The organism is Chryseobacterium aurantiacum, from assembly GCF_003020585.1.
GTDB classification, from domain to species: domain Bacteria; phylum Bacteroidota; class Bacteroidia; order Flavobacteriales; family Weeksellaceae; genus Chryseobacterium; species Chryseobacterium aurantiacum.
The window spans coordinates 1,392,728-1,411,949 of record NZ_PXUE01000001.1; the positions used below are offsets into that span (position 1 = coordinate 1,392,728).

The 19,222-nt window shown below is 34.4% G+C and carries 22 protein-coding genes; 13 read left to right on the forward strand and 9 right to left on the reverse strand.

Annotated elements, in window-relative coordinates; all coding sequences use genetic code 11:
* Positions 1–6 precede the first annotated feature (6 nt).
* The 9 genes from C7D53_RS06135 (at position 7) to C7D53_RS06175 (ending at position 6,904) form a co-directional block, all read left to right on the forward strand.
* Positions 7–435: an SRPBCC family protein gene (locus C7D53_RS06135; RefSeq protein ID WP_106915471.1), complete on the forward strand. Its 429-nt coding sequence runs from the start codon at positions 7–9 to the stop codon at positions 433–435.
* 61 nt (positions 436–496) lie between these two features.
* Entirely contained in the window at positions 497–949 is a 453-nt protein-coding gene (locus tag C7D53_RS06140; RefSeq protein ID WP_106915472.1) for an SRPBCC family protein, read from the forward strand.
* 32 nt (positions 950–981) lie between these two features.
* Entirely contained in the window at positions 982–1,440 is a 459-nt protein-coding gene (locus tag C7D53_RS06145; RefSeq protein WP_106915473.1) for a DoxX family protein, read from the forward strand.
* 166 nt (positions 1,441–1,606) lie between these two features.
* On the forward strand, positions 1,607–3,616 hold the full coding sequence (locus tag C7D53_RS06150) for a S9 family peptidase (protein WP_106915474.1): 2,010 nt from the start codon (positions 1,607–1,609) through the stop codon (positions 3,614–3,616).
* Positions 3,617–3,865: 249 nt separating this feature from the next.
* Entirely contained in the window at positions 3,866–4,420 is a 555-nt protein-coding gene (locus C7D53_RS06155) for an RNA polymerase sigma factor (protein ID WP_185126679.1), read from the forward strand.
* A gap of 11 nt (positions 4,421–4,431) precedes the next feature.
* Positions 4,432–4,764 carry a hypothetical protein gene (locus tag C7D53_RS06160; protein WP_106915476.1) on the forward strand — a complete coding sequence of 111 codons (333 nt, stop codon included), beginning with the start codon at positions 4,432–4,434 and terminating at the stop codon, positions 4,762–4,764.
* A 91-nt stretch (positions 4,765–4,855) separates the two neighbouring features.
* On the forward strand, positions 4,856–5,113 hold the full coding sequence (locus C7D53_RS06165; RefSeq protein ID WP_106915477.1) for a hypothetical protein: 258 nt from the start codon (positions 4,856–4,858) through the stop codon (positions 5,111–5,113).
* A gap of 146 nt (positions 5,114–5,259) precedes the next feature.
* Positions 5,260–5,904, forward strand: a complete 645-nt coding sequence (locus C7D53_RS06170; protein WP_162926099.1) for a lipase family protein — start codon at positions 5,260–5,262, stop codon at positions 5,902–5,904.
* 352 nt (positions 5,905–6,256) lie between these two features.
* Positions 6,257–6,904: a J domain-containing protein gene (locus C7D53_RS06175; protein ID WP_106915479.1), complete on the forward strand. Its 648-nt coding sequence runs from the start codon at positions 6,257–6,259 to the stop codon at positions 6,902–6,904.
* Position 6,905: 1 nt separating this feature from the next.
* On the opposite strand, the gene C7D53_RS20860 is transcribed toward C7D53_RS06175, so the two are convergent.
* The gene (locus tag C7D53_RS20860) at positions 6,906–7,058 is read right to left on the reverse strand and encodes a hypothetical protein (RefSeq protein WP_162926100.1); all 153 of its coding nucleotides are present in this window, start codon (positions 7,056–7,058) and stop codon (positions 6,906–6,908) included.
* A gap of 476 nt (positions 7,059–7,534) precedes the next feature.
* On the opposite strand from C7D53_RS20860, the gene gcvP reads away from it, so the two are divergent.
* Positions 7,535–10,393 (forward strand): aminomethyl-transferring glycine dehydrogenase, encoded by a 2,859-nt coding sequence (gene gcvP, locus C7D53_RS06180; RefSeq protein ID WP_106915480.1) that lies wholly within the window; start codon positions 7,535–7,537, stop codon positions 10,391–10,393.
* 134 nt (positions 10,394–10,527) lie between these two features.
* Here gcvP and C7D53_RS06185 read toward each other — a convergent pair whose 3' ends face one another.
* The 6 genes from C7D53_RS06185 to C7D53_RS06210 form a co-directional block, all read right to left on the reverse strand.
* A complete protein-coding gene (locus C7D53_RS06185; protein ID WP_106915481.1) occupies positions 10,528–11,040 on the reverse strand; it encodes a hypothetical protein in 513 nt (170 codons plus the stop codon).
* Positions 11,041–11,245: 205 nt separating this feature from the next.
* Positions 11,246–11,497, reverse strand: coding sequence for a hexameric tyrosine-coordinated heme protein (locus C7D53_RS06190; protein WP_106915482.1), 252 nt, complete (start codon positions 11,495–11,497; stop codon positions 11,246–11,248).
* A 78-nt stretch (positions 11,498–11,575) separates the two neighbouring features.
* Complete coding sequence (locus C7D53_RS06195) at positions 11,576–12,214, reverse strand: Crp/Fnr family transcriptional regulator (RefSeq protein WP_106915483.1); 639 nt, start codon at positions 12,212–12,214, stop codon at positions 11,576–11,578.
* A 483-nt stretch (positions 12,215–12,697) separates the two neighbouring features.
* A complete protein-coding gene (locus C7D53_RS06200; protein ID WP_106915484.1) occupies positions 12,698–13,138 on the reverse strand; it encodes a hypothetical protein in 441 nt (146 codons plus the stop codon).
* 9 nt (positions 13,139–13,147) lie between these two features.
* Positions 13,148–13,903 carry a YggS family pyridoxal phosphate-dependent enzyme gene (locus C7D53_RS06205; protein ID WP_106915485.1) on the reverse strand — a complete coding sequence of 252 codons (756 nt, stop codon included), beginning with the start codon at positions 13,901–13,903 and terminating at the stop codon, positions 13,148–13,150.
* Positions 13,900–14,619 carry an AAA family ATPase gene (locus tag C7D53_RS06210; protein WP_106915486.1) on the reverse strand — a complete coding sequence of 240 codons (720 nt, stop codon included), beginning with the start codon at positions 14,617–14,619 and terminating at the stop codon, positions 13,900–13,902. Before C7D53_RS06210 ends, C7D53_RS06205 begins: the two co-directional genes overlap by 4 nt.
* A 1,104-nt stretch (positions 14,620–15,723) precedes the next feature.
* On the opposite strand from C7D53_RS06210, the gene C7D53_RS06215 reads away from it, so the two are divergent.
* Positions 15,724–16,059, forward strand: coding sequence for a DMT family transporter (locus C7D53_RS06215; RefSeq protein ID WP_106915487.1), 336 nt, complete (start codon positions 15,724–15,726; stop codon positions 16,057–16,059).
* 33 nt (positions 16,060–16,092) lie between these two features.
* Here C7D53_RS06215 and C7D53_RS06220 read toward each other — a convergent pair whose 3' ends face one another.
* Entirely contained in the window at positions 16,093–16,521 is a 429-nt protein-coding gene (locus C7D53_RS06220) for a hypothetical protein (protein ID WP_106915488.1), read from the reverse strand.
* Positions 16,522–16,714: 193 nt separating this feature from the next.
* Between C7D53_RS06220 and C7D53_RS06225 the strand changes: the two genes are divergently transcribed.
* Both C7D53_RS06225 and C7D53_RS06230 read left to right on the forward strand, forming a co-directional pair.
* Positions 16,715–17,791 (forward strand): sensor histidine kinase, encoded by a 1,077-nt coding sequence (locus C7D53_RS06225; protein ID WP_106915489.1) that lies wholly within the window; start codon positions 16,715–16,717, stop codon positions 17,789–17,791.
* On the forward strand, positions 17,791–18,516 hold the full coding sequence (locus C7D53_RS06230; RefSeq protein WP_106915584.1) for a LytR/AlgR family response regulator transcription factor: 726 nt from the start codon (positions 17,791–17,793) through the stop codon (positions 18,514–18,516). Before C7D53_RS06225 ends, C7D53_RS06230 begins: the two co-directional genes overlap by 1 nt.
* Positions 18,517–18,542: 26 nt before the next feature.
* Here C7D53_RS06230 and C7D53_RS06235 read toward each other — a convergent pair whose 3' ends face one another.
* Entirely contained in the window at positions 18,543–19,169 is a 627-nt protein-coding gene (locus C7D53_RS06235; protein ID WP_106915490.1) for a class I SAM-dependent methyltransferase, read from the reverse strand.
* Positions 19,170–19,222: the final 53 nt, after the last annotated feature.

Genomic DNA, 19,222 nt, shown 5'->3' on the forward strand with positions numbered 1-19,222 from the left:
ACACCTATGGAGATATTATCATATGAAATAGAGATCAATGCAGAACCTGAAAAAGTATGGAGTGTTCTCTGGGGAGATATCACCTACAGACAATGGGCCACTGCTTTTACAGAAGGTTCGTTTTATGAGGGAACTCTCGAAGAGAATAATATCATTAAGTTTTTTGATCCCAAACATAATGGGATGTATAGCAGAATTGAAAAAATTATACCTAATGAGGAAATAAAATTTCTGCATCTGGGTGAAATTTATGATGGAATTGAGGTTCCACAGAATTGGGGAGATGCTACAGAAACCTACTTCCTGATAGAAAATGAAAACGGAACCTTATTGAGAACAGAAATTCACTCTCCGGAAGAATTTAAAGCATTTTTTGAAGAAAAATTCCCCAAAGCTCAGATGATTATTAAGCATCTTTCGGAAAATCAGCTTTAATTAGCTAAAAGTAAGTAAGGTGGATTGGGGAATATTGTAATCAATTTTTAAATTTTAAAATATGGAAACCCTATCTTATGAAACAATAATTGATGCTCCCCTGCAAAAAGTCTGGGACATCCTCTGGAGTACTGAAACATATAGTGTATGGACGCAGTATTTTGGCTCAGGAATTATGAAATCTGATTGGAAAGTGGGTGGTAAGACTTACTTTCTCAATGATAAAGGCGATGGAATGGTCTCTACCATAGACAGTCTGGATGAGCCTAACCAGATTGTTTTTAAACATCTGGGAATGATAGAAAATGGAATAGAAGATACCCAAAGCAAAGAAGTAATGGAGTGGAACGGGTGCTTTGAAAAATATTTTCTAATCGACTATGAGGGAAAAACAAAACTTCATACGGAGGTTCAGGTTGAAAAACAATGGCGTGACCATATGAATACAGGTTTTACAAAAGGGTTGATAGTTGTGAAAAGCCTGGCTGAGGGAGTTAATCTTACTTCAGTATAAATTAGATTTCTTATTATTTGAATGTAATACCTATGAAATTATTAGTAATCCTATTCGGTACATTTATATTGGCTTTGCTTGGAACCACCTTGTTTCAGGGGAAACCTGACTTTTTATTCTCAGGAAACCTTGGTATGGCGGTATTCATCATATTTACAGGTTTCTCACATTTTAAGTTTCAAAAAGGAATGGCCATGATGATTCCGGAATATATTCCCGGCAAAATGTTTTGGGTGTATTGTACCGGAATTTTAGAAATTGCTGCCGGAATAGGCTTAATGATTCCTTCTATTCGGGAAATAACGGCAATATTATTAATTGTTTTTTATGTATTGGTTTTTGTTGCTAATATCAATTCGTCCAAAAAGAAGATTAATATTTTTAAGGCAGACTATACAGGACCCGGGATGCATTATCTTTACGTTCAAAGGATTCCCATGCAGATTATTTTAATAGTCTGGACCTGGTATTTTGGAATTTATTTACATTAGATATAAGGCAGCTTTTAGAGCTGTCTTTTTTTATTTATTTGATTTTTTTAGAAAATATTGATAAAATCATGTAACGTTTTGAGGTTTAGGTTGTCTTATATATAAAAGATTTAATTTTTTTCAATTAAAAGATTAAATGAATAGTTTTAACTTTAAAACATAAGTTATGAATCTAAATTCCAAAATTTTCGGTACAGCTTATATTGTACTTTCTGCTATTATGATTAATGCGCAGAGTTCTGCATCCAAACTTCCGGGAGATCCTACGCTTCCGTCTACCAAAGCTAATCTTGAAAAACTTGTTTCCTATGATAAAGGAAATTTCAAGTATAAAGTTGAAGATTACTTTGCAAGACCAAAGGCTTCCCAATTTAAAATATCACCGGATGGTAAATTCCTTTCCTATAAAGAAAAAGACAAAGACAGTAAAAATCATGTCTATGTTAAAGAACTAAGTACAGGAAAAGTTACCAAAGCCATTGTGGAAAAAGACGATTTGATAAAAGCCTATGGGTGGCTGAATAAAAACCGTTTATTCTATACACAGGACAAAGGAGGTAATGAAAATATACACCTTTATGCAGCTGATACGGATGGTGGTAATCTTAAGGATTTAACCCCGTTTGACGGAATTACACTAGGTTCAATTATTCCCATAAAAGATACAGACTTCGTTGTAGTTACAATGAATAAGAACAATAAGCAAATCTTTGAACCCTATAAAGTTAACTTTGTAACCGGAGAAATAACCCAATTATATGAAAATAAAGATGCCAATAGCCCTATTGACGACTATATTTTTGATAAAGACGGAAATTTAAGAGGATATACCATTCTTGAAAACGGATTAACAACAAAGACCTATTATAAAGATCTGCAAACAGGGAAATTTAATCTGATTAAATCTACCGATTGGTCTGATACATTCAGTATTATCAGATTTAATGATAATTCAAAAAACAAAGACGAGGCTTATGTAGTTACTAATCTTGATGGTGATAAAGCAAAGATTGTTTTATATGATCTAAAGAAAAATGCAGTAATTAAAGAGGTTTACTCCAATCCGGTATATGACGTAAGTTCAATAAGCGTTTCCGGTAAGAACAGAAATTATGAATTGGATTACGTTAGTTATAACGGTGTAAAAGGAGAAACCGTTCCGGTAAGTAAATTCTATAAAGAAATTGATGATAAGCTAAAATCTCAATTTGGAGATAAAGAATTTGCTATCGTTTCTTCAGATGACAATAATAATAAACTTCTTGTGGTGGTTGGCAGCGATAAGCTGTATGGAACTTACTACGAGTATGATACAAAAACTAAGCAAACAAAGCTTCTTTATAACCTAATGCCACAGTTAAAAGAAGAAGATATGGCAGAAATGAGACCTATCGAATTCAAAAGTAGAGATGGCCTTACTATTCGTGGTTATATAACCCTGCCAAAAGCTGCATTGGAAGGCAAAAAAGTCCCTTTAATTGTGAATCCACATGGTGGCCCGCAGGGAATCAGAGATGATTGGGGGTTCAATCCGGAAAGCCAGCTGTTTGCAAGCAGAGGTTATGCTACACTTCAGGTGAACTTTAGAATCTCAGGAGGCTATGGAAAAGAATTCCAAAAAGCAGGGTATAAGCAGATTGGAAGAAAAGCAATGGATGATGTGGAAGATGGAATAAAATATGCGATCAGCCAGGGATGGATAGATAAAGATAAAATCGCAATCTACGGAGGAAGTCATGGAGGTTATGCTACCTTGATGGGATTGATCAAAACACCAGATTTATATGCTTGTGGAGTAGATTATGTAGGAGTATCCAACATCTTTACATTCTTTGAATCATTCCCGGAATACTGGAAACCTTACAAGGAAATGGTAAAACAAATCTGGTATGATTTAGATAACCCTGAAGAAGCTAAAATTGCCAAGGAAGTATCACCGGTTTTCCAGATTGATAAGATTAAAAAACCATTGTTTGTAGTTCAGGGAGCGAACGATCCTAGAGTAAATATCAATGAGTCTGATCAAATTGTGAAAGCAATGCGCGCCAAAGGATTTGAAGTACCTTATATGGTAAAATATGATGAGGGACACGGGTTCGGAAAAGAGCCCAACAGAATCGAATTTTATAAATCGATGTTAGGATTCTTTGCAGAGAATTTCAATAAGGCCAAGTAAGTTTAAAATTTTTATAATGATGGGAAACGGAAGATATCAGGTCTTCCGTTTCTTTTTTATTATGATTGAAAGTAGATGTCTAAAAATAAGAAGAAGCCTAAGTCTGTAAAGACTACAAATATATTTTATTAAATAGAAAGCCGATGGATAAAAGGAAAATTGAATTCTAAGAAAAATATTATAAATTTATTAAAGTAAAACCAAGAAGACAGTCGTCATAGCAATATGGAGGTTGTCGAAAAAATAACAATGCCACAGAAAGAGAAAGAAAGCATCATCTCGCAGACCGTTTCCAACTACGGAGGAAAGCTGATGTCCTATATTCGTCCCAAAGTGAAAAACACAGAGGATGCGGAAGATATTCTGCAGGAAGTGTGGTATCAGTTCAGCAGCATTACCAATCTTTCCGAGATTGTGAATGTGGGAGGCTGGCTTTACAGGGTCACCGCGAATAAAATTACGGACCGTTATCGTAAAAAGAAAACAGAAAATCTTGAAGATTTTGTTTATGAAGATGAAGACGGAAGTTTTTCCATCAAGGATATTTTATTGATGGATGATAGCGCAGGTCCTGAAGTGAAAATGTTTCAGGATGAGATCTGGAAAAAACTGTTTGAAGCACTGGATGAACTTCCTGAGAAACAAAGACTTGTTTATGTAGAAAATGAACTAAACGACAAAACCCTCCAGGAGATCGCTGATGAACACGGAGAAAACATCAAAACCATCATCAGTAGAAAAAACTATGCTGTGAAGCATTTGAGAAACAGGTTGAGAAGACTATACGAAGATTTAAAAAGTTAGAAAAAGAAATTATGAATCATAAACACAAGAAAGGCTGGATTTTTTTATTCTTATGTCCGCCATTAATTTTATTAGCCGTTACATGGATTGTAATGATGCTATGGAATTGTCTGCTTCCGGAAATTTTAGGAGTAAAAGCCATTACATTCTGGCAGTCGATGGGAATACTGATCTTAAGTAAGATACTTTTCGGAGGTTTTCATTTTGGAAAAGGAATGAGAGACTTCAAGGAAAGAAAAATGAGACAGAGCATGGCGGGATGGTCGCCTGAAGAAAAAGAAAAATTCAAGGAAGTATGGAAAAATAAATGCTCCGGAGGATTCTTCAATAGAAACAACGAATAATTTGAAAATTTTAAAGAAGTAGTAAAGTAAAATTAAAATTCATTCGTCTATATAAAAAACAAGAAGTAGTAAAATTTAAAATTTTGAAAAAATGAAAAATTCAGCATTAAAAGGTGCTCTTGGAGCATTAGCCGTTGTGGGCGTAGCTTTAATCGCTAAAAAAGCAATACAAAGAAAAAGATTTATCAAGGGGATTTTTGATGAATACGGAATCAAGGAAAAATCTCCATTTGGATTAGCTGACAAGATCAGAGAAATGGATAATGAAGAGTATGAGGCATTGAAAGGAAAATTCAAGAAAGAATTTGCTTCAAAATGCTGCAGAAAGGATAATACCTGCGAAGCATAATTCGTAAAAGACTAAATTGAAATTGTTTAATTCCGGCGCGGGAAGCTCTGCTTCCCGCGCCGGAATTTTTTTATTTAGAAAGGTGTTGAAAACACTTTTAAATACTAAATTTGTTTCTTTATTATCATTAAAAGCTATTTCCAGGTATGATGAATTTCAAGAACATGGCTGTGGCAGGACTGTTATTTTTTTCGATGGTCTTATTGGCTCAAAACTCCCAACAAAAACAATACATTTTCTTTTTACATAATAAATTTCTGGAAGACCATTCTTTTGAAGAAAAACATCCAAAATATGGTGTGGCAGAATACGAAAAAATACTCCGCAAACTAAAAAATCAGAATACCATTGTTATTTCTGAGAAAAGAAAAGCCAATACGGACCCATTGGTTTATGCAGAGAAAATCAGGAACCAGATTGACAGTCTTATGGAAAAAGGCATTCCTGCCGAAAGAATAACAGTAGTGGGGACTTCTCAGGGAGGCTATATTGCACAGTATGTATCTTTTTATGAGAAGAATGCGCAATTGAAATTTGTATTTATCGGGGCTACCTTTAAAGATGATTCTTTGGAAAAAGATAAAAATTTCAGATTGTATGGAAGGATTCTTTCCATTACGGAGAAATTGGATGAAGGACATGTTCCGTTATCGAAGGAACAACGGTTTATCAGATCCGGGATTAAAGATTTTAAAGAAATAGAGCTTAGCACGGGATTGGGTCATGGGTTTCTTTTTAAAGATCTCAATGATTGGATTGCTCCGGTGAATGATTGGATTTATCGTAAATAGCCCCTTATTTCCTGAATAGATTCTACTTTCTCACAGATTATAGTGATACATAATCATCTCTGTCATCTGCAAAATCTGCGGAATATTATTTTAATACTAGGTTTAGATTTCTTGCCATACTAGAAATGAAAAAGCTATCGTTGAAATTTTATCGGAGATAAAATCCTCGTGCCTTAAAAGTAATGACCATATAAAACTTTTAGCGTCTTTGCGTTTTCCAATCGGGAGTTTATCAACTATATTGGGGATTTTACCGTAACTCATAGCCACTCTTTATTCCTCTTTTCCCAGAAAATTTTTACTGTAAATATCAAACACAAAGAAAAATAAATCCTTATTTTTGTATTGCTCAATGAAAGATTACTATTATTTTCTCGGTATATCACAGGATGCTTCAGAAGAAGACATCAAAAAAGCTTATCGAAAGCTGTCTTTAAAATACCATCCCGACAAGAATGAAAATGATGATTTCTTTGCAGACCGTTTTCGTGAAATTCAGGAGGCTTATGAAACGTTGAGTGATCAAAGCAGAAGACATTCCTATGACCAAAACTTAGAAAGTCATCAGAGAAGTTTCAGATATAATATTCCGCCTGTAATAAAGACCTTTACAGCCAATAAAATTCATGCGAAAAAAGGAGAGGAGATTATTATCAACTGGCAAACCAGTAATGCCGATGTAGTGAAGGTACTACCTTTCGGATTGGAGAAGCCCTATGGTGAGAGAATCTTTAAGATTACAGAATTTAAGGATGGAAAATTCCAGCTTTTGCTTCATGCAACAAATTCACTTCTGCATAAAACTGTAGTTCAGGGAATTACCATTACGGAGGTTTTTGAAAATGATACTGAGAAATTCAAAAACACGGTAGAGGATATGTTTAAATCTCAGCCGAAAACAGCTGTGAACAAAGGTGGACAACCTAAAATTATAATGTTATTCTGGGGAATTGTAATTTTAGCAATTGCTTTATATGTCCTAATAAAAGAGTTTATCTAGCCTAGGCCATTTTCTTTCTTCCCGGGCACTTTTTACATCTTTTCCCTTTCTTGAATTTTTTACAGCAAGATTTCTTTTCACAGAACATTTCTTCATTATTGAATGCATACGCAGGAGCCAAAGGCTGAACTTTAAACGGGACAATCATATTCATGTTGCAAATATATTAATTTAGAATAAATATAATTAATAAAATTTCATAAAAATCTTAAAACCTGATCAATAGCAGTGTGGATGGTATTTTAGACCTTTGAAATACTTTGAAAATTTAACATAATTCGAACTTAAATCCTCCATATTTAATCATTTAAAGACATTATTTACTGTAAAATGATGAAATTAATATATTTCCCTATTTATTAAAAATCAATGAAAATCATTTAAAGTTTTTTGATGAATATTTCACTATTTTATTGATAACAAATAGGTAGTATTATTAAGTATTATTTATATAATCTATATAATTGCTGTTTAAAATAAACAAAACCCTATCTGATGGCTATTAAAAACAAATTGATGTAAAATAACTGAACGACATGGTGAATTATATAGGGTTTTATGATGTTGTACAATCGTGTAAAAAATTGTAATTTTACGCATCTTTTTACAAACAAAATCTAATAAATAAAAATGAATACAGAACAGTTTGTGAGCCGTCACATTTCTCTTAATGAAGCCGATAAACAGGCGATGTTGGAAAAACTTGGCGTTTCTAGTATTGAAGAGTTAATTTCTCAGACCATCCCTTCTTCTATCCGTTTAGAAAAAGATCTAGAGATCTCAGAACCGCTTTCGGAATACGAAATGCTGAACCATTCTAAAGAGTTGGCATCAAAAAATACTGATTATACAAGTTATATCGGTTTCGGATACCATAATACACTTTTACCATCAGCTATTCAGAGAAATATCTTTGAAAATCCTAGCTGGTATACTGCATATACTCCTTATCAGGCAGAAATTGCACAAGGAAGACTGGAAGCGCTTCTTAATTTCCAAACTGTAGTATGTGATCTTACAGGTTTCGGACTGGCAAACGCCTCTCTATTGGATGAGTCAACTGCTGCTGCTGAAGCAATGCATATGTTCTTCAACAACAGAACTAAAGATCAGAAAAAAGCAGATGCTAATAAATTCTTTATCTCGGACCTTGTATTGCCTCAAACAATCTCTGTTTTGAATACTAAGGCTGAAGGACTTGGAATTGAAGTTGTAGTAGGAGATCATAAGACTCATGCATTTGATGCATCTTACTATGGAGTGCTGTTACAATATCCAGGGAAAAACGGTATTGTTCTTGACTATACTGAAAACATTGTAGAATATAAGAAACTTGATCTTCAGGTAGCTGTTGCTTGTGATCCGATGGCTTTGGTGAAATTAAAGTCACCGGCTGAAATGGGTGCTGACTGTGCGGTGGGAACTTCACAGAGATTTGGTATTCCATTAGGTTACGGAGGTCCTCACGCAGCATTCTTTGCTTGTAGAGAAGACTATAAAAGAGATATTCCTGGAAGAATCATTGGAGTTTCTCAGGATATGTACGGAAAGCGTGCATTAAGAATGGCTCTACAGACAAGAGAGCAGCACATTAAGAGAGAGAGAGCAACATCTAACATTTGTACCGCTCAGGTTCTATTGGCTGTAATGGCTGGTATGTATGCTGTTTACCATGGTCCAAAAGGATTAAACTATATTGCGGATCAGATTCACTTTAAAGCAAATGCATTAAAGAATGGTCTTAAAGCATTAGGATATCAGACTGTAGAAGAGCCTATCTTCGATACAGTGAAAATTGTAATGGCTGAGGATGAAAAAGCAAGATTGGTAAGATTGATGCTTGACCACAGACTTAACCTTAACTATTTTACAGAAGGAGTTGTAAGTATTGCGATCAATGAAAGTACAACATTGGAGAAATTAAACTATCTAATGGCTTCTTTCGCTCAGTTTAAAGACAAGCAGACTTTCAAATTAGAAATAAAAGAAGGATACAGTATTCCGGAAGAAAACCTTAGAAAGGATGAAATTCTTACAGAAGAAGTATTCAACAAATACCATACGGAAACAGAATTGATGCGTTATATCAAGCGTCTTGAGAGAAAAGATTTGTCATTGACACACTCTATGATTTCTCTTGGATCTTGTACAATGAAGCTTAACGCAGCAACTGAAATGTTACCGCTTTCATGGGCAGATTGGGGTAGTGTACACCCGTTTGTACCGGTAGATCAGGCTGGTGGTTATCAGCAAATGATTGCAGAACTTGAAAAAGACCTAGCTGAAATTACTGGTTTCGCAGGAACTTCATTACAACCTAACTCCGGAGCTCAGGGAGAATATGCAGGATTAATGGTAATCAGAGAATACCATATCTCAAGAGGAGATCACCACAGAAATGTAGTATTGATTCCTCAGTCTGCACACGGAACTAACCCGGCTTCTGCTGCAATGGCAGGGATGAAGATCGTTGTTGTTAAAAACCTTGAAAACGGGGAAATCGACTTTGAGGATCTTAAAGCTAAAACAGAACAACATTCAGCTAATTTATCAGCTGTAATGATTACATATCCATCTACTTACGGATTTTTTGATGCTAACATCAAGGAAATTACCAACCTAATCCACGAACATGGTGGACAGGTATACATGGATGGCGCCAACATGAATGCCCAAGTTGGATTTACTAGTCCTGGAAATATTGGAGCAGACGTTTGTCACCTTAACCTTCACAAGACTTTTGCAATCCCTCACGGAGGTGGAGGTCCTGGAGTAGGTCCAATTTGTGTAGCGAAGCACCTGGTACCATTCTTGCCTTCCAATGCAAACATCAGAATCGGAACTAAAGAAGCTATTGAAGGTATTTCTGCAGCACCTTACGGGTCAGGATTGATCCTTAACATTTCTTATGCTTACATTAAAATGTTAGGTACAGACGGTCTGAAAAAAGCTACAGGACATGCTATCATGAATGCAAACTACCTAAAAGAAATTTTAGCTGAGCATTTCCCAATCTTATATTCAAACGAGAATGGAAGAGTAGCTCACGAATGTATCGTAGATTTCCGTCAATTCAAGTCTTTAGGAATTGAAGTGGCTGATGTAGCGAAGAGATTGATGGATTATGGTTTCCATGCTCCTACAGTTTCTTTCCCTGTTGCTGGAACATTGATGATTGAGCCTACAGAATCTGAAAGCAAATCTGAAATTGATCGTTTTGCTGAAGCTTTAATTGCCATCAAACATGAAATTGATGAGATTGCAAACGGACAGGCTGATCCGGCAAACAACGTATTGAAAAATGCTCCTCACACAGAACAATTGGTTATCTCTGATTCTTGGGATAAACCATACAGCAGAGAAAAGGCAGCTTATCCGCTACAATGGGTAAGAGACCACAAATTCTTCGCTTCTGTATCAAGAGTAGATGAAGCTTACGGAGACAGAAACTTAGTATGTACTTGTGAGCCTATTGAAGCTTATATGTAATTAGAGTTTTTCTAACATAAATAAAGCTCCTCTCAGAATTCTGGGAGGAGCTTTTGTATTGTAATTAACTATATTAAAAGTAATAATTTGTAAGTATTATATATTTCAGTATTTCAAAAAGATGATAGCGGAAATTAGTCCCATTTTGCACTAAAGGCAACTATCACAAAATAAATAACGAGCATGATAATATTGGTAAAAAGATTGATCAAGAAGAATGGTTTTAATAACTTCCACCCACTCTGTTTTGTTTTCAATGAAAGCCAATAAAATGGAAATTCAATGATTAAGGTTGCTCCAAAGCTGCATAGAAATCCGGTAAAGAAACCACCGAGTTCATATTCTCCTACTCTTGATTTCATACCCCAAAAATCCTGATAACCATTGAGTAAAGAAAAATAAGGTGCAATGAAGTAATATCCTGCAAACATAGAAATGTAGTTGGCTGCAATGATCAGCCATTTTCTGTTTTGAAGATTAAATTTTTCTACAAGAAGCTTACTTTCAAATGTTCCGATTATAAAATTGATCCAGATCAAATGCAAAAAACTAAACCAAATCATAGGAGAACCTGCATTAGCTAAAAGGAAATTTGGAATCAATAAAAGGAATACTAAGAGGTAATTTTGATTATTAGTTTTGATCATCTAATTAAATGGATTTAGATCGCATAAAACTTCAGTTGTTGGATGTTTCAGCTTCATGTCACTTGTAAAAGTAGTGAATAGTATTGATATAAATCCCAAGTTTGGATAGTTAATGGTTCTTGCAATATATAATAAATCCCTTTCAGTAATGAGAGGGATTTATGTTTTTGTAGGTCATTGCGGGCAAAGTGAAGCCGCTTCCTACTTATTCTTTGGTTTCTTTCCAATAATTATTTGCAGCAGCAATGGTTGCAAATTCGGTGGCAACGGTTTGTCCTATAGCAATCAACATAGATGCATCTTCCGCATATACTGGGCGTAGCTTTTCACGAATTGCAGCATCAGGTTGTGTTACTTTGATAATCAATCGTGCCATTTTTACGGCTAGTTGTCGTCCTTCTTCAGGTGTTTTTGTCAGTAAAGAATTGTTTGGGACTAATTGAATTGGTTCACTCATCGTGTTGTTGTTTTTAAGATTAATGTTTCTGATTAAATTATACCACAAATATAGAAGACATCATTCTCAGTATGAGTATCAAAAGTCACTGATCAATAATTTTATTTTTCTATTATTTTGTATCAATTTTTTATCCAGTTCAATCTTTTTCATCAATCTTGATATTACTTCCCTTGTAGTGGCCAGGTCATCAGCAATGCTTTGATGGGATATTGCAAGTTCAGATGTTCCGGAAATCTTTGCCTTTGTTTTTAAATAATCCCAAAGCCTGTCTTCAAGCTTGTAGCAAATAATCTGTTTGGTAGTATGGAGCAGATCATTGTAATGTTTTTGAAATTCAGCGATAATTAAATTATTAAAGGATGGATAGCGGATAAGCCATTCCTTTGCTTTATCAATGGGGATAAGCAAAATGGTTGATTTATCCTCAGGAATAGCTGAAAAATCAATAGGATTTTGATTAAAAAGATGTACAAAACTAAAAATACAGGAAGAACCGGGCTGAATAAAATACAATAAAAACTGTGTCCCGTCTTCTTCACTGTATGCTTTTACATTCCCCTCCAAAACAATCGGTAAATAGCGAATCAACTGCCCTTGTTTTACGATGAACTCATTGGTTGAGAATATTTTTATTATTCCGAATTTTTCAATTTCAGTTATAAGTTCTTTTCCAAAATCAGGCAGACATTTTTCAAGAATATTTGTATTGGTCATAAATCAGAATGCCTTTATAATAAGGGAAGCATTTCATCTCAAAATTAAATCATATTCTATTAAAAATAAAAATCTTTAACAAAATAATTCTCAACGAGTATGGATTAATTCATTATAAAGTGTAACCAATGGCTTTTTTCCAAACCCTGGTTCTATAAAGACAAATCCTTTTGTATAAAAAGAAAATCACCTCCCAAAAACTGGAAAGTGATTCTTTTGTTATATTTTATTTTGCTATCTTCTCTTATAGCTGTAAGCAACCAGAATTGCTACACCCATAATGAGTACTGTAATCATTGAAATAGTTTCAATTGAAATTCCACTTTTCATCTGTGTGTTTTCTTTTTCACATGAAAAAAAGAATAATACTGTCATCAATAGACAGCCCGAGAGTAATTTTTTAATCATAAATGCATTTGTTTGGTTATTAAACTTTTATGATCAAAAAGTATACCGAATTTGTAGACTAAGTTTAAGCCTGTTTTAAGCCCTTTTATTCAGGTTTTTGGAGACTTTGTCAATCACAGATTGATGTTGAAAGTAGTTGACAAAGGTGATAAGAATAAAAAACAAGGTCGGAATGACAAGCTCTATCATCAAATGACCGACTAGGAAGTGTAAAATTAAGAAAAGAATGACAGCATATATCAAATTAAACAGGATAGGATAAAGAGACTCTATTTTGTAAGTCAAAATATTTGTATCCTCATTATAGATAAAATATTCCTTACCCGGAGATAGGACAAGTGGGGATCTGTTTGAAAAGTCCAGTTTCACGAGACTGTCTTTTCCTGTTATGATGTTGCCGTCAATGTTTATATGATCTACCTCTCTTTCCATAAAAGAATTCTGTACAGCATCAGTAACATCTTTTAATGTTTTTCTTTCCTTTATTTCTCTTTCAAATGTATAGTAGAATGGCATCGTGATTTTTTACGGTAAAATTCCTTTGTCTTTAGTTGTTCCCTCATCCCAATAATAGCTGTCCGGATAGATTCTTGGTCCAAAAACAGCCGTTCCCACACGTACAATTGTTGCTCCTTCCTCAATGGCAGTTTCCAAATCTCCGCTCATCCCCATAGAAAGCTCATCCATTTCAATATTAGGAATATTTTCTTGGATGATTTTTAGCTGTAGGTTTTTTAGGATCTTAAAACATAATCTCACCTTTTCTGTTTCAGCACTGAAAAGCCCGATGGTCATTAATCCTTTTATTTTTAAAGTAGAAAATTCAGAAACTTTTTTAATCAGTTCAATGGCTTTATCAGGATCTACCCCAAATTTGCTTTGCTCATTGGAGGTATTGACCTGAATAAGAACTTCCAGTGTCTTGTTTTCAGTCACTAGTTTTTGATGAAGCTTTTCTGCCAATTCCAGACGATCAAGAGACTGAATACAAGATACCTCATATCTTAAAATATCCTTAATTTTATTGGTCTGAAGATGCCCGATAAAGTGATTTTCATGAGGGGTTACTCTTAAATCTTCATACTTTTCTTTCAGCTCCTGAACTTTATTCTCAGCAATCAGGGTTTGTCCGTTTTCCAAAGCTATTTTAATACGTTCTGCGGAAACAGTTTTGGTGGCCAGTAATAATTTTACCTCATGAGAATTTCTGCCTGCTTTCTCACATGCTCTTTTTATCCGGTTATTGATGATTTCGAGGTTATGGAGAATGTCTTCTTTCATGACTTAAGGGTTTCTTTGGCTTCCAGTTTTTTTATTAAGGCTGCTTTTACGGAGGTCAAAGCATGGTCCTTAGCCTCTGCAAAAGAAACGGAGTATTTTCTTTCGATATTCCTCATCTCTTCAGGAAACTGACCAAGCAGTTTATCATAGAAGGTATTTAAAAAATCCTCGGAGGGCATTTCGTAATTAATCTTCAGCTGAAAACGTCTTAATAAAGCTGTATCAATGATCTCAGGATGATTGGTCGCACAAAGAAGAAGAGCATCTTCGGGGTAATAATCAATCAGTTGGATTAAAGTGTTCACCAGTCTTCTCATTTCGCCCACATCCTTATCATCACTGCCTCTTGCTTTTCCAATTTGATCCAGTTCATCCAGAAAAAGAACAGATCTTTCTCTTGCTGCTTTATCAAATATCATCTTAATATTCTGGGAGGTTTCGCCAATACGGGATGAAACAATATTGCTCAAATTTAAAATGATGATATTTTTCCCCAGAGCATTGGCAATAGCCTTTGCGGTCATTGTTTTTCCACATCCTGAACTTCCCTGAAGCAAGATCTTGTTATTCACCGGAAGGCCGTATTCCAGCAGTTCCTTGCTGTAGGTATTTTCCTTGATAAGCTGTACAAGGTGATCCCTGTTATGCTTATCAAGAAATACTTCATTAAGGTTTACTTGTTCTTTGTCTTGAATAATGAGATTGTAAAGATTCATGATGGCGATTAAATAATTCTTGGATTAACAAAGATAAAGCTTTATTGAATGCGATCTAAAATCCTGATTGATAATAAATACCTGGGCCAGCGAGAAAATAGAGGAGGAGAGACGGCTACGGGGTGGTATTTGTAAATAAAAAGTAAAGCCAGACAGATGTCCGGCTTTACTCATTTGGATATTAAAATTTGTTATGAAACTAAGATCTTTTTGCTATGTTTTTGGGCCCTTTTACCTCAATGGTAAAAGAGCGATCTGATTTCTCAGAGTAAAAACATAAAACAATATAATTAGTATAGTTTTGCTATAGGCTTTTTGTTTTAATAATTAGTTTCTTTCTCTTCTTACTGTCATGAAATATGATGAGAATACTACTAAACATGTTGCGATACCGATATAAGTTATCATTTTGTATTATTTTTAATTATTTGACTTTATTTTATCAATCTTTCAATTGCAATATTACAGCTTTCAAATCACGTGCCAAAGTAAAATACTATGATGTATGTCAGTGTGTTAGGGGTGTTTTAATTAATTTTACGTTGGTTTTTTGTTTACAATGTGTTAATGTATTATTGTGAATTTATTAATATATTTATTGTTCTGCCTTTAAAAAAATATAAAAGTGTTAACGGTTTGCAGACTTCTATATTAGACTTGATAAAACAAATAATAAATAATGCGATGCATAATATCACTGTAAAATGTTTTAATGGGATGTGAAATTTTATCGAGAAATAGATTTCTGTGTTAACGAAATTTATTTTATTGGTGATTTTTTACGTTGATCCTTTTGACAGTTGTCAGATTCCATGACAGATTTTGACCTGTCTATTTGTGCCAAAATCGGAAAAAAAGTGACTTTTCTCTCCGGTATTAATCTGGAAACCTTGATAGATTATATGATATAATACTAACCTTTTTAAGGCTAACGTCTTGGCTAATATGTTTTTGTGTGGTTTTTGAGTGGCGTGTAGTCTCACACTAGAGCCTTGAGTAGGGTGCAAATGCAAAAATATCAATTAGCTTTTCACAGATTCTTTATTGATGGAAAGGAGAAAAAGGAAGTAGGTTTTAGTACTTTTGCATAAAAGAATACATCATATGGGACGCAGTTATATTTTTCTTGCTTTAGCTATTATATGTGAAATTATTGCCACTACCTTTTTGAAAAAGTCGGAAGAATTTTCTAAACTGTGGCCATCTGTTGTTACCGTAGTAGGGTATGCCTGTGCTTTTTATTGCCTGAGTTTAACCCTTCGTCAGATTCCTGTAGGGATTACCTATGCTATTTGGTCAGGAGTAGGGATTGTATTTATAACAATGATCGGGATTATAGCATTCAAGCAGGTTCCGGATTTACCGGCCATTATTGGCATTGCTCTTATCGTTATTGGTGTAGTGGTTATTAATGTATTTTCAAAAATGGGAACACATTAATGGAAGCATACACTGAGGGATATTATCCACCAGTTATTTCAACCTCTTTATTATCGATTGGAAAAAATTGAATGAAAAAATTCTATCATAGAAAATATCCAGACTGTTTTCAATAATAGCATCAGTATAGCTTGCCATGTTAGAAGCAGAGGTTTCTTCTACAAAAACAAACCAGATTTCTGAAAGTTCATATCTTCTTCTGAATTCTTCTGAAGTATTGCTGTCGGGCACAGGAGAGTGGTTCAGGTCACAGAATAGGATTCCTTTTTTCTCACCGTTTTGTTCTACAATATTAATAGAATGGTGAATGTAGTTCAGTATTTTTATCTTCGGATCAAAACATTCTACAAAGTGGTGCAAATCAATAAGCTGTATTACTTTTTCTTCCTTTTGAGATTCTGTCATAAAAAAACATTCCAATGATATTTCCTTTGTTAGTTCGTGAAAAGTCGTTAATTCCATGCGCATTTTTTAAACAGTACAAAGAAATACAGAAAACCAAACGGAGAATTTGTTTTTATACAAAATGGCCGGTATTTTATACAAAATCCAGGATGTTCATAATTAGTATAATAAAACCAAGGTTTTGTATAATAAAATAGTTGTAATTTACGTTAATGACTATTTTTGTTAATGATAAAGCGAGCTTCCTACTATGAAATACAGCCCTTGGAAATTTAAAGAAACATTTGTAATGGACTTTCTGGTGGAGAGAAAATATAGATTGCGAAGACATCTGTTATTCCTTGTTTTCTTTTTCTTTTTGCTGTATAGTGCCCGATTTTGGCATGCTTACTCGGGAAGCGCCCAGTATTATGTATTATTCTTTGTATATGTAGCACTTATTATCATGGTGTACATTAATACCTATATACTTGTTCCCCGGCTTTTCTTTAAAACACGATACCTCAGTTATCTTGTATTGCTTGTTGTATTGGGAGTTGTGGGGCTTAATATTATCGGATATGGCCTAAGAACCCTTTTTTCTGATTTCAGGATTGATCATATTCAGAGGGAGAATGAAAAAGGAGGAATCTATGAGGGAGTGTTGATGTGTATTCCCATTATTCTGACCACCACCACAATTAAACTTTTGCAAAAGTGGATCAATGATAATAAAAGAATCAATGAACTGAGTAATCTTACCCTTAATATGGAGCTGAATGAGCTTAGAAACCAGATTAATCCCCATTTTCTGTTCAATATGCTGAATAATGTAAAGGCTTTGATAAGGACAGATCCAGCAAAAGCATCCGTGGTTATTGTTAAACTTTCAGAATTTCTAAGATATCAGCTGTATGAAAACAGTGAAGAGAAAACTCTATTGACTTCAGAAATTGATTTTCTGTCCAATTTTTTAAACCTTGAAAAAATTAGACGTGAACATTTTTCCTTTGATATTCATACAGAAACTGATAAAAGAATAATCAATACGACTTTTATACCGCCCAATTTATTTACCACCTTTGTGGAAAATGCCGTAAAACATAGCGTCGATATCAGTGGAACAGAATCCTATGTGAAAATAGAGATCAGTATTGAAGATAAGTTTCTTCATTTTAAATGTGTAAACTCCAGAAATCCGGATTATGTTGTATCAGACAAGAAAAACGGAGGCCTTGGGCTTGCTAATATTACCAGAAGGTTGGAACTTCTTTATAATGATACCTTTGAACTCAATATCAATTCTGAAGAGAAAGAATATACCGTTAATTTAAAAATTCCTGTATGATGAACTGTATTATAGTAGATGATGAACCTTTGGCAAGAGCAGAAATGCGGTCGTTGATTGAAGAATCCTCGAAAATTGATATTCTCGGTGAATTCTCCAACGCACCATCAGCGCTGGAATTTCTTAAGGACAATGACGTAGATCTTATCTTTCTGGATATTGAAATGCCGATGGTAACAGGACTGGAGTTTGCTGAAATGCTTCCCAAAAGATCCCTGATTATCTTTACCACAGCCTATTCTCAATATGCATTGAAAAGTTATGAACTTGAAGCCGTAGACTATCTCCTGAAGCCCATTGATCCTCAAAGATTAGAAAAGGCAATAGATAAAGCAATCTTATATACAGAGCTTTTGTCTATAGATACCATAAAAAATACAGTAGAGTCCAATACTACAGATTTTTTATTCATCAAGGCAGACCGACGGTTCTACAAGATCAGTTTTTCGGATATTAAGTTTATAGAAGGCTTAAAGGATTATGTTGTAATGCATACTAGGCAGCAGAAACTCATCACAGCAATGAACCTGAAAACAATCCATCAGAAAATGTCCGGAGAAAATTTTATTCGGGTGAGTAAGTCATATGTAGTTAATACAGAATATATTGATTCATTTGATAATCATAATATATATATAGAAGATGCTGAGATCCCAATTGGAGAAGTGTACAGAGCTAATTTTTTTGCAAAATATGCCGGTGGGTTTCTCAATTCGGATCTGTAAAATCCCCAATAAAGACTTTTATAAATCTAGATTTTCTGCCCTACAAAACGAATAACAGAACCTGTTCCGTTATGAAATATACCTTCATTAAGTTCAATTTCTGTTTCCGTAAGTTCCACTGTATTATAATTTGGAAAATCAACTTTAATTTCATCTATGGAAAACAGAGATTCAATATCTTTTGGACCTCCTACTTTTTCATCTTTGGCAATATATTCAAGATGGTTTTTACTGAAAGCCTCAAAAATAATAAAACCACCCTTGCGCAGATACTGATTCAGCATTTGGTGTATTGAAGATTTAACAGATGCCGGAAAATGGGCATAAATAAGGGCAATGACATCAAACTGCTCTTTGCTGTAATTCAACGTGGATAATTCTCCTACCTGATAATCAATACCTACCTTGTTTTGCTCAGCAAGCTGAAAAGCTTTCTTCTGACCATTTCCACTGATGTCAAATGCAGAAACATCCCATCCTTTGGTAGCTGCAAAAACGGCATTTCGTCCTTCCCCTTCTGCGGGAAAAAGGATACTACCGGGGATTAATTTGTTCAGTTGTTCCTTCAGATAATGATTAGGATCTGTTCCATACGCAAACTGTTCGCTGTCGTATCTATCATCCCATCTGTTGAGCCATGTATTGTCTGTCATTTACAAAAGAATTTTAATGATATGCTTAAATTATTTTTCAGAAATAAAAGAAT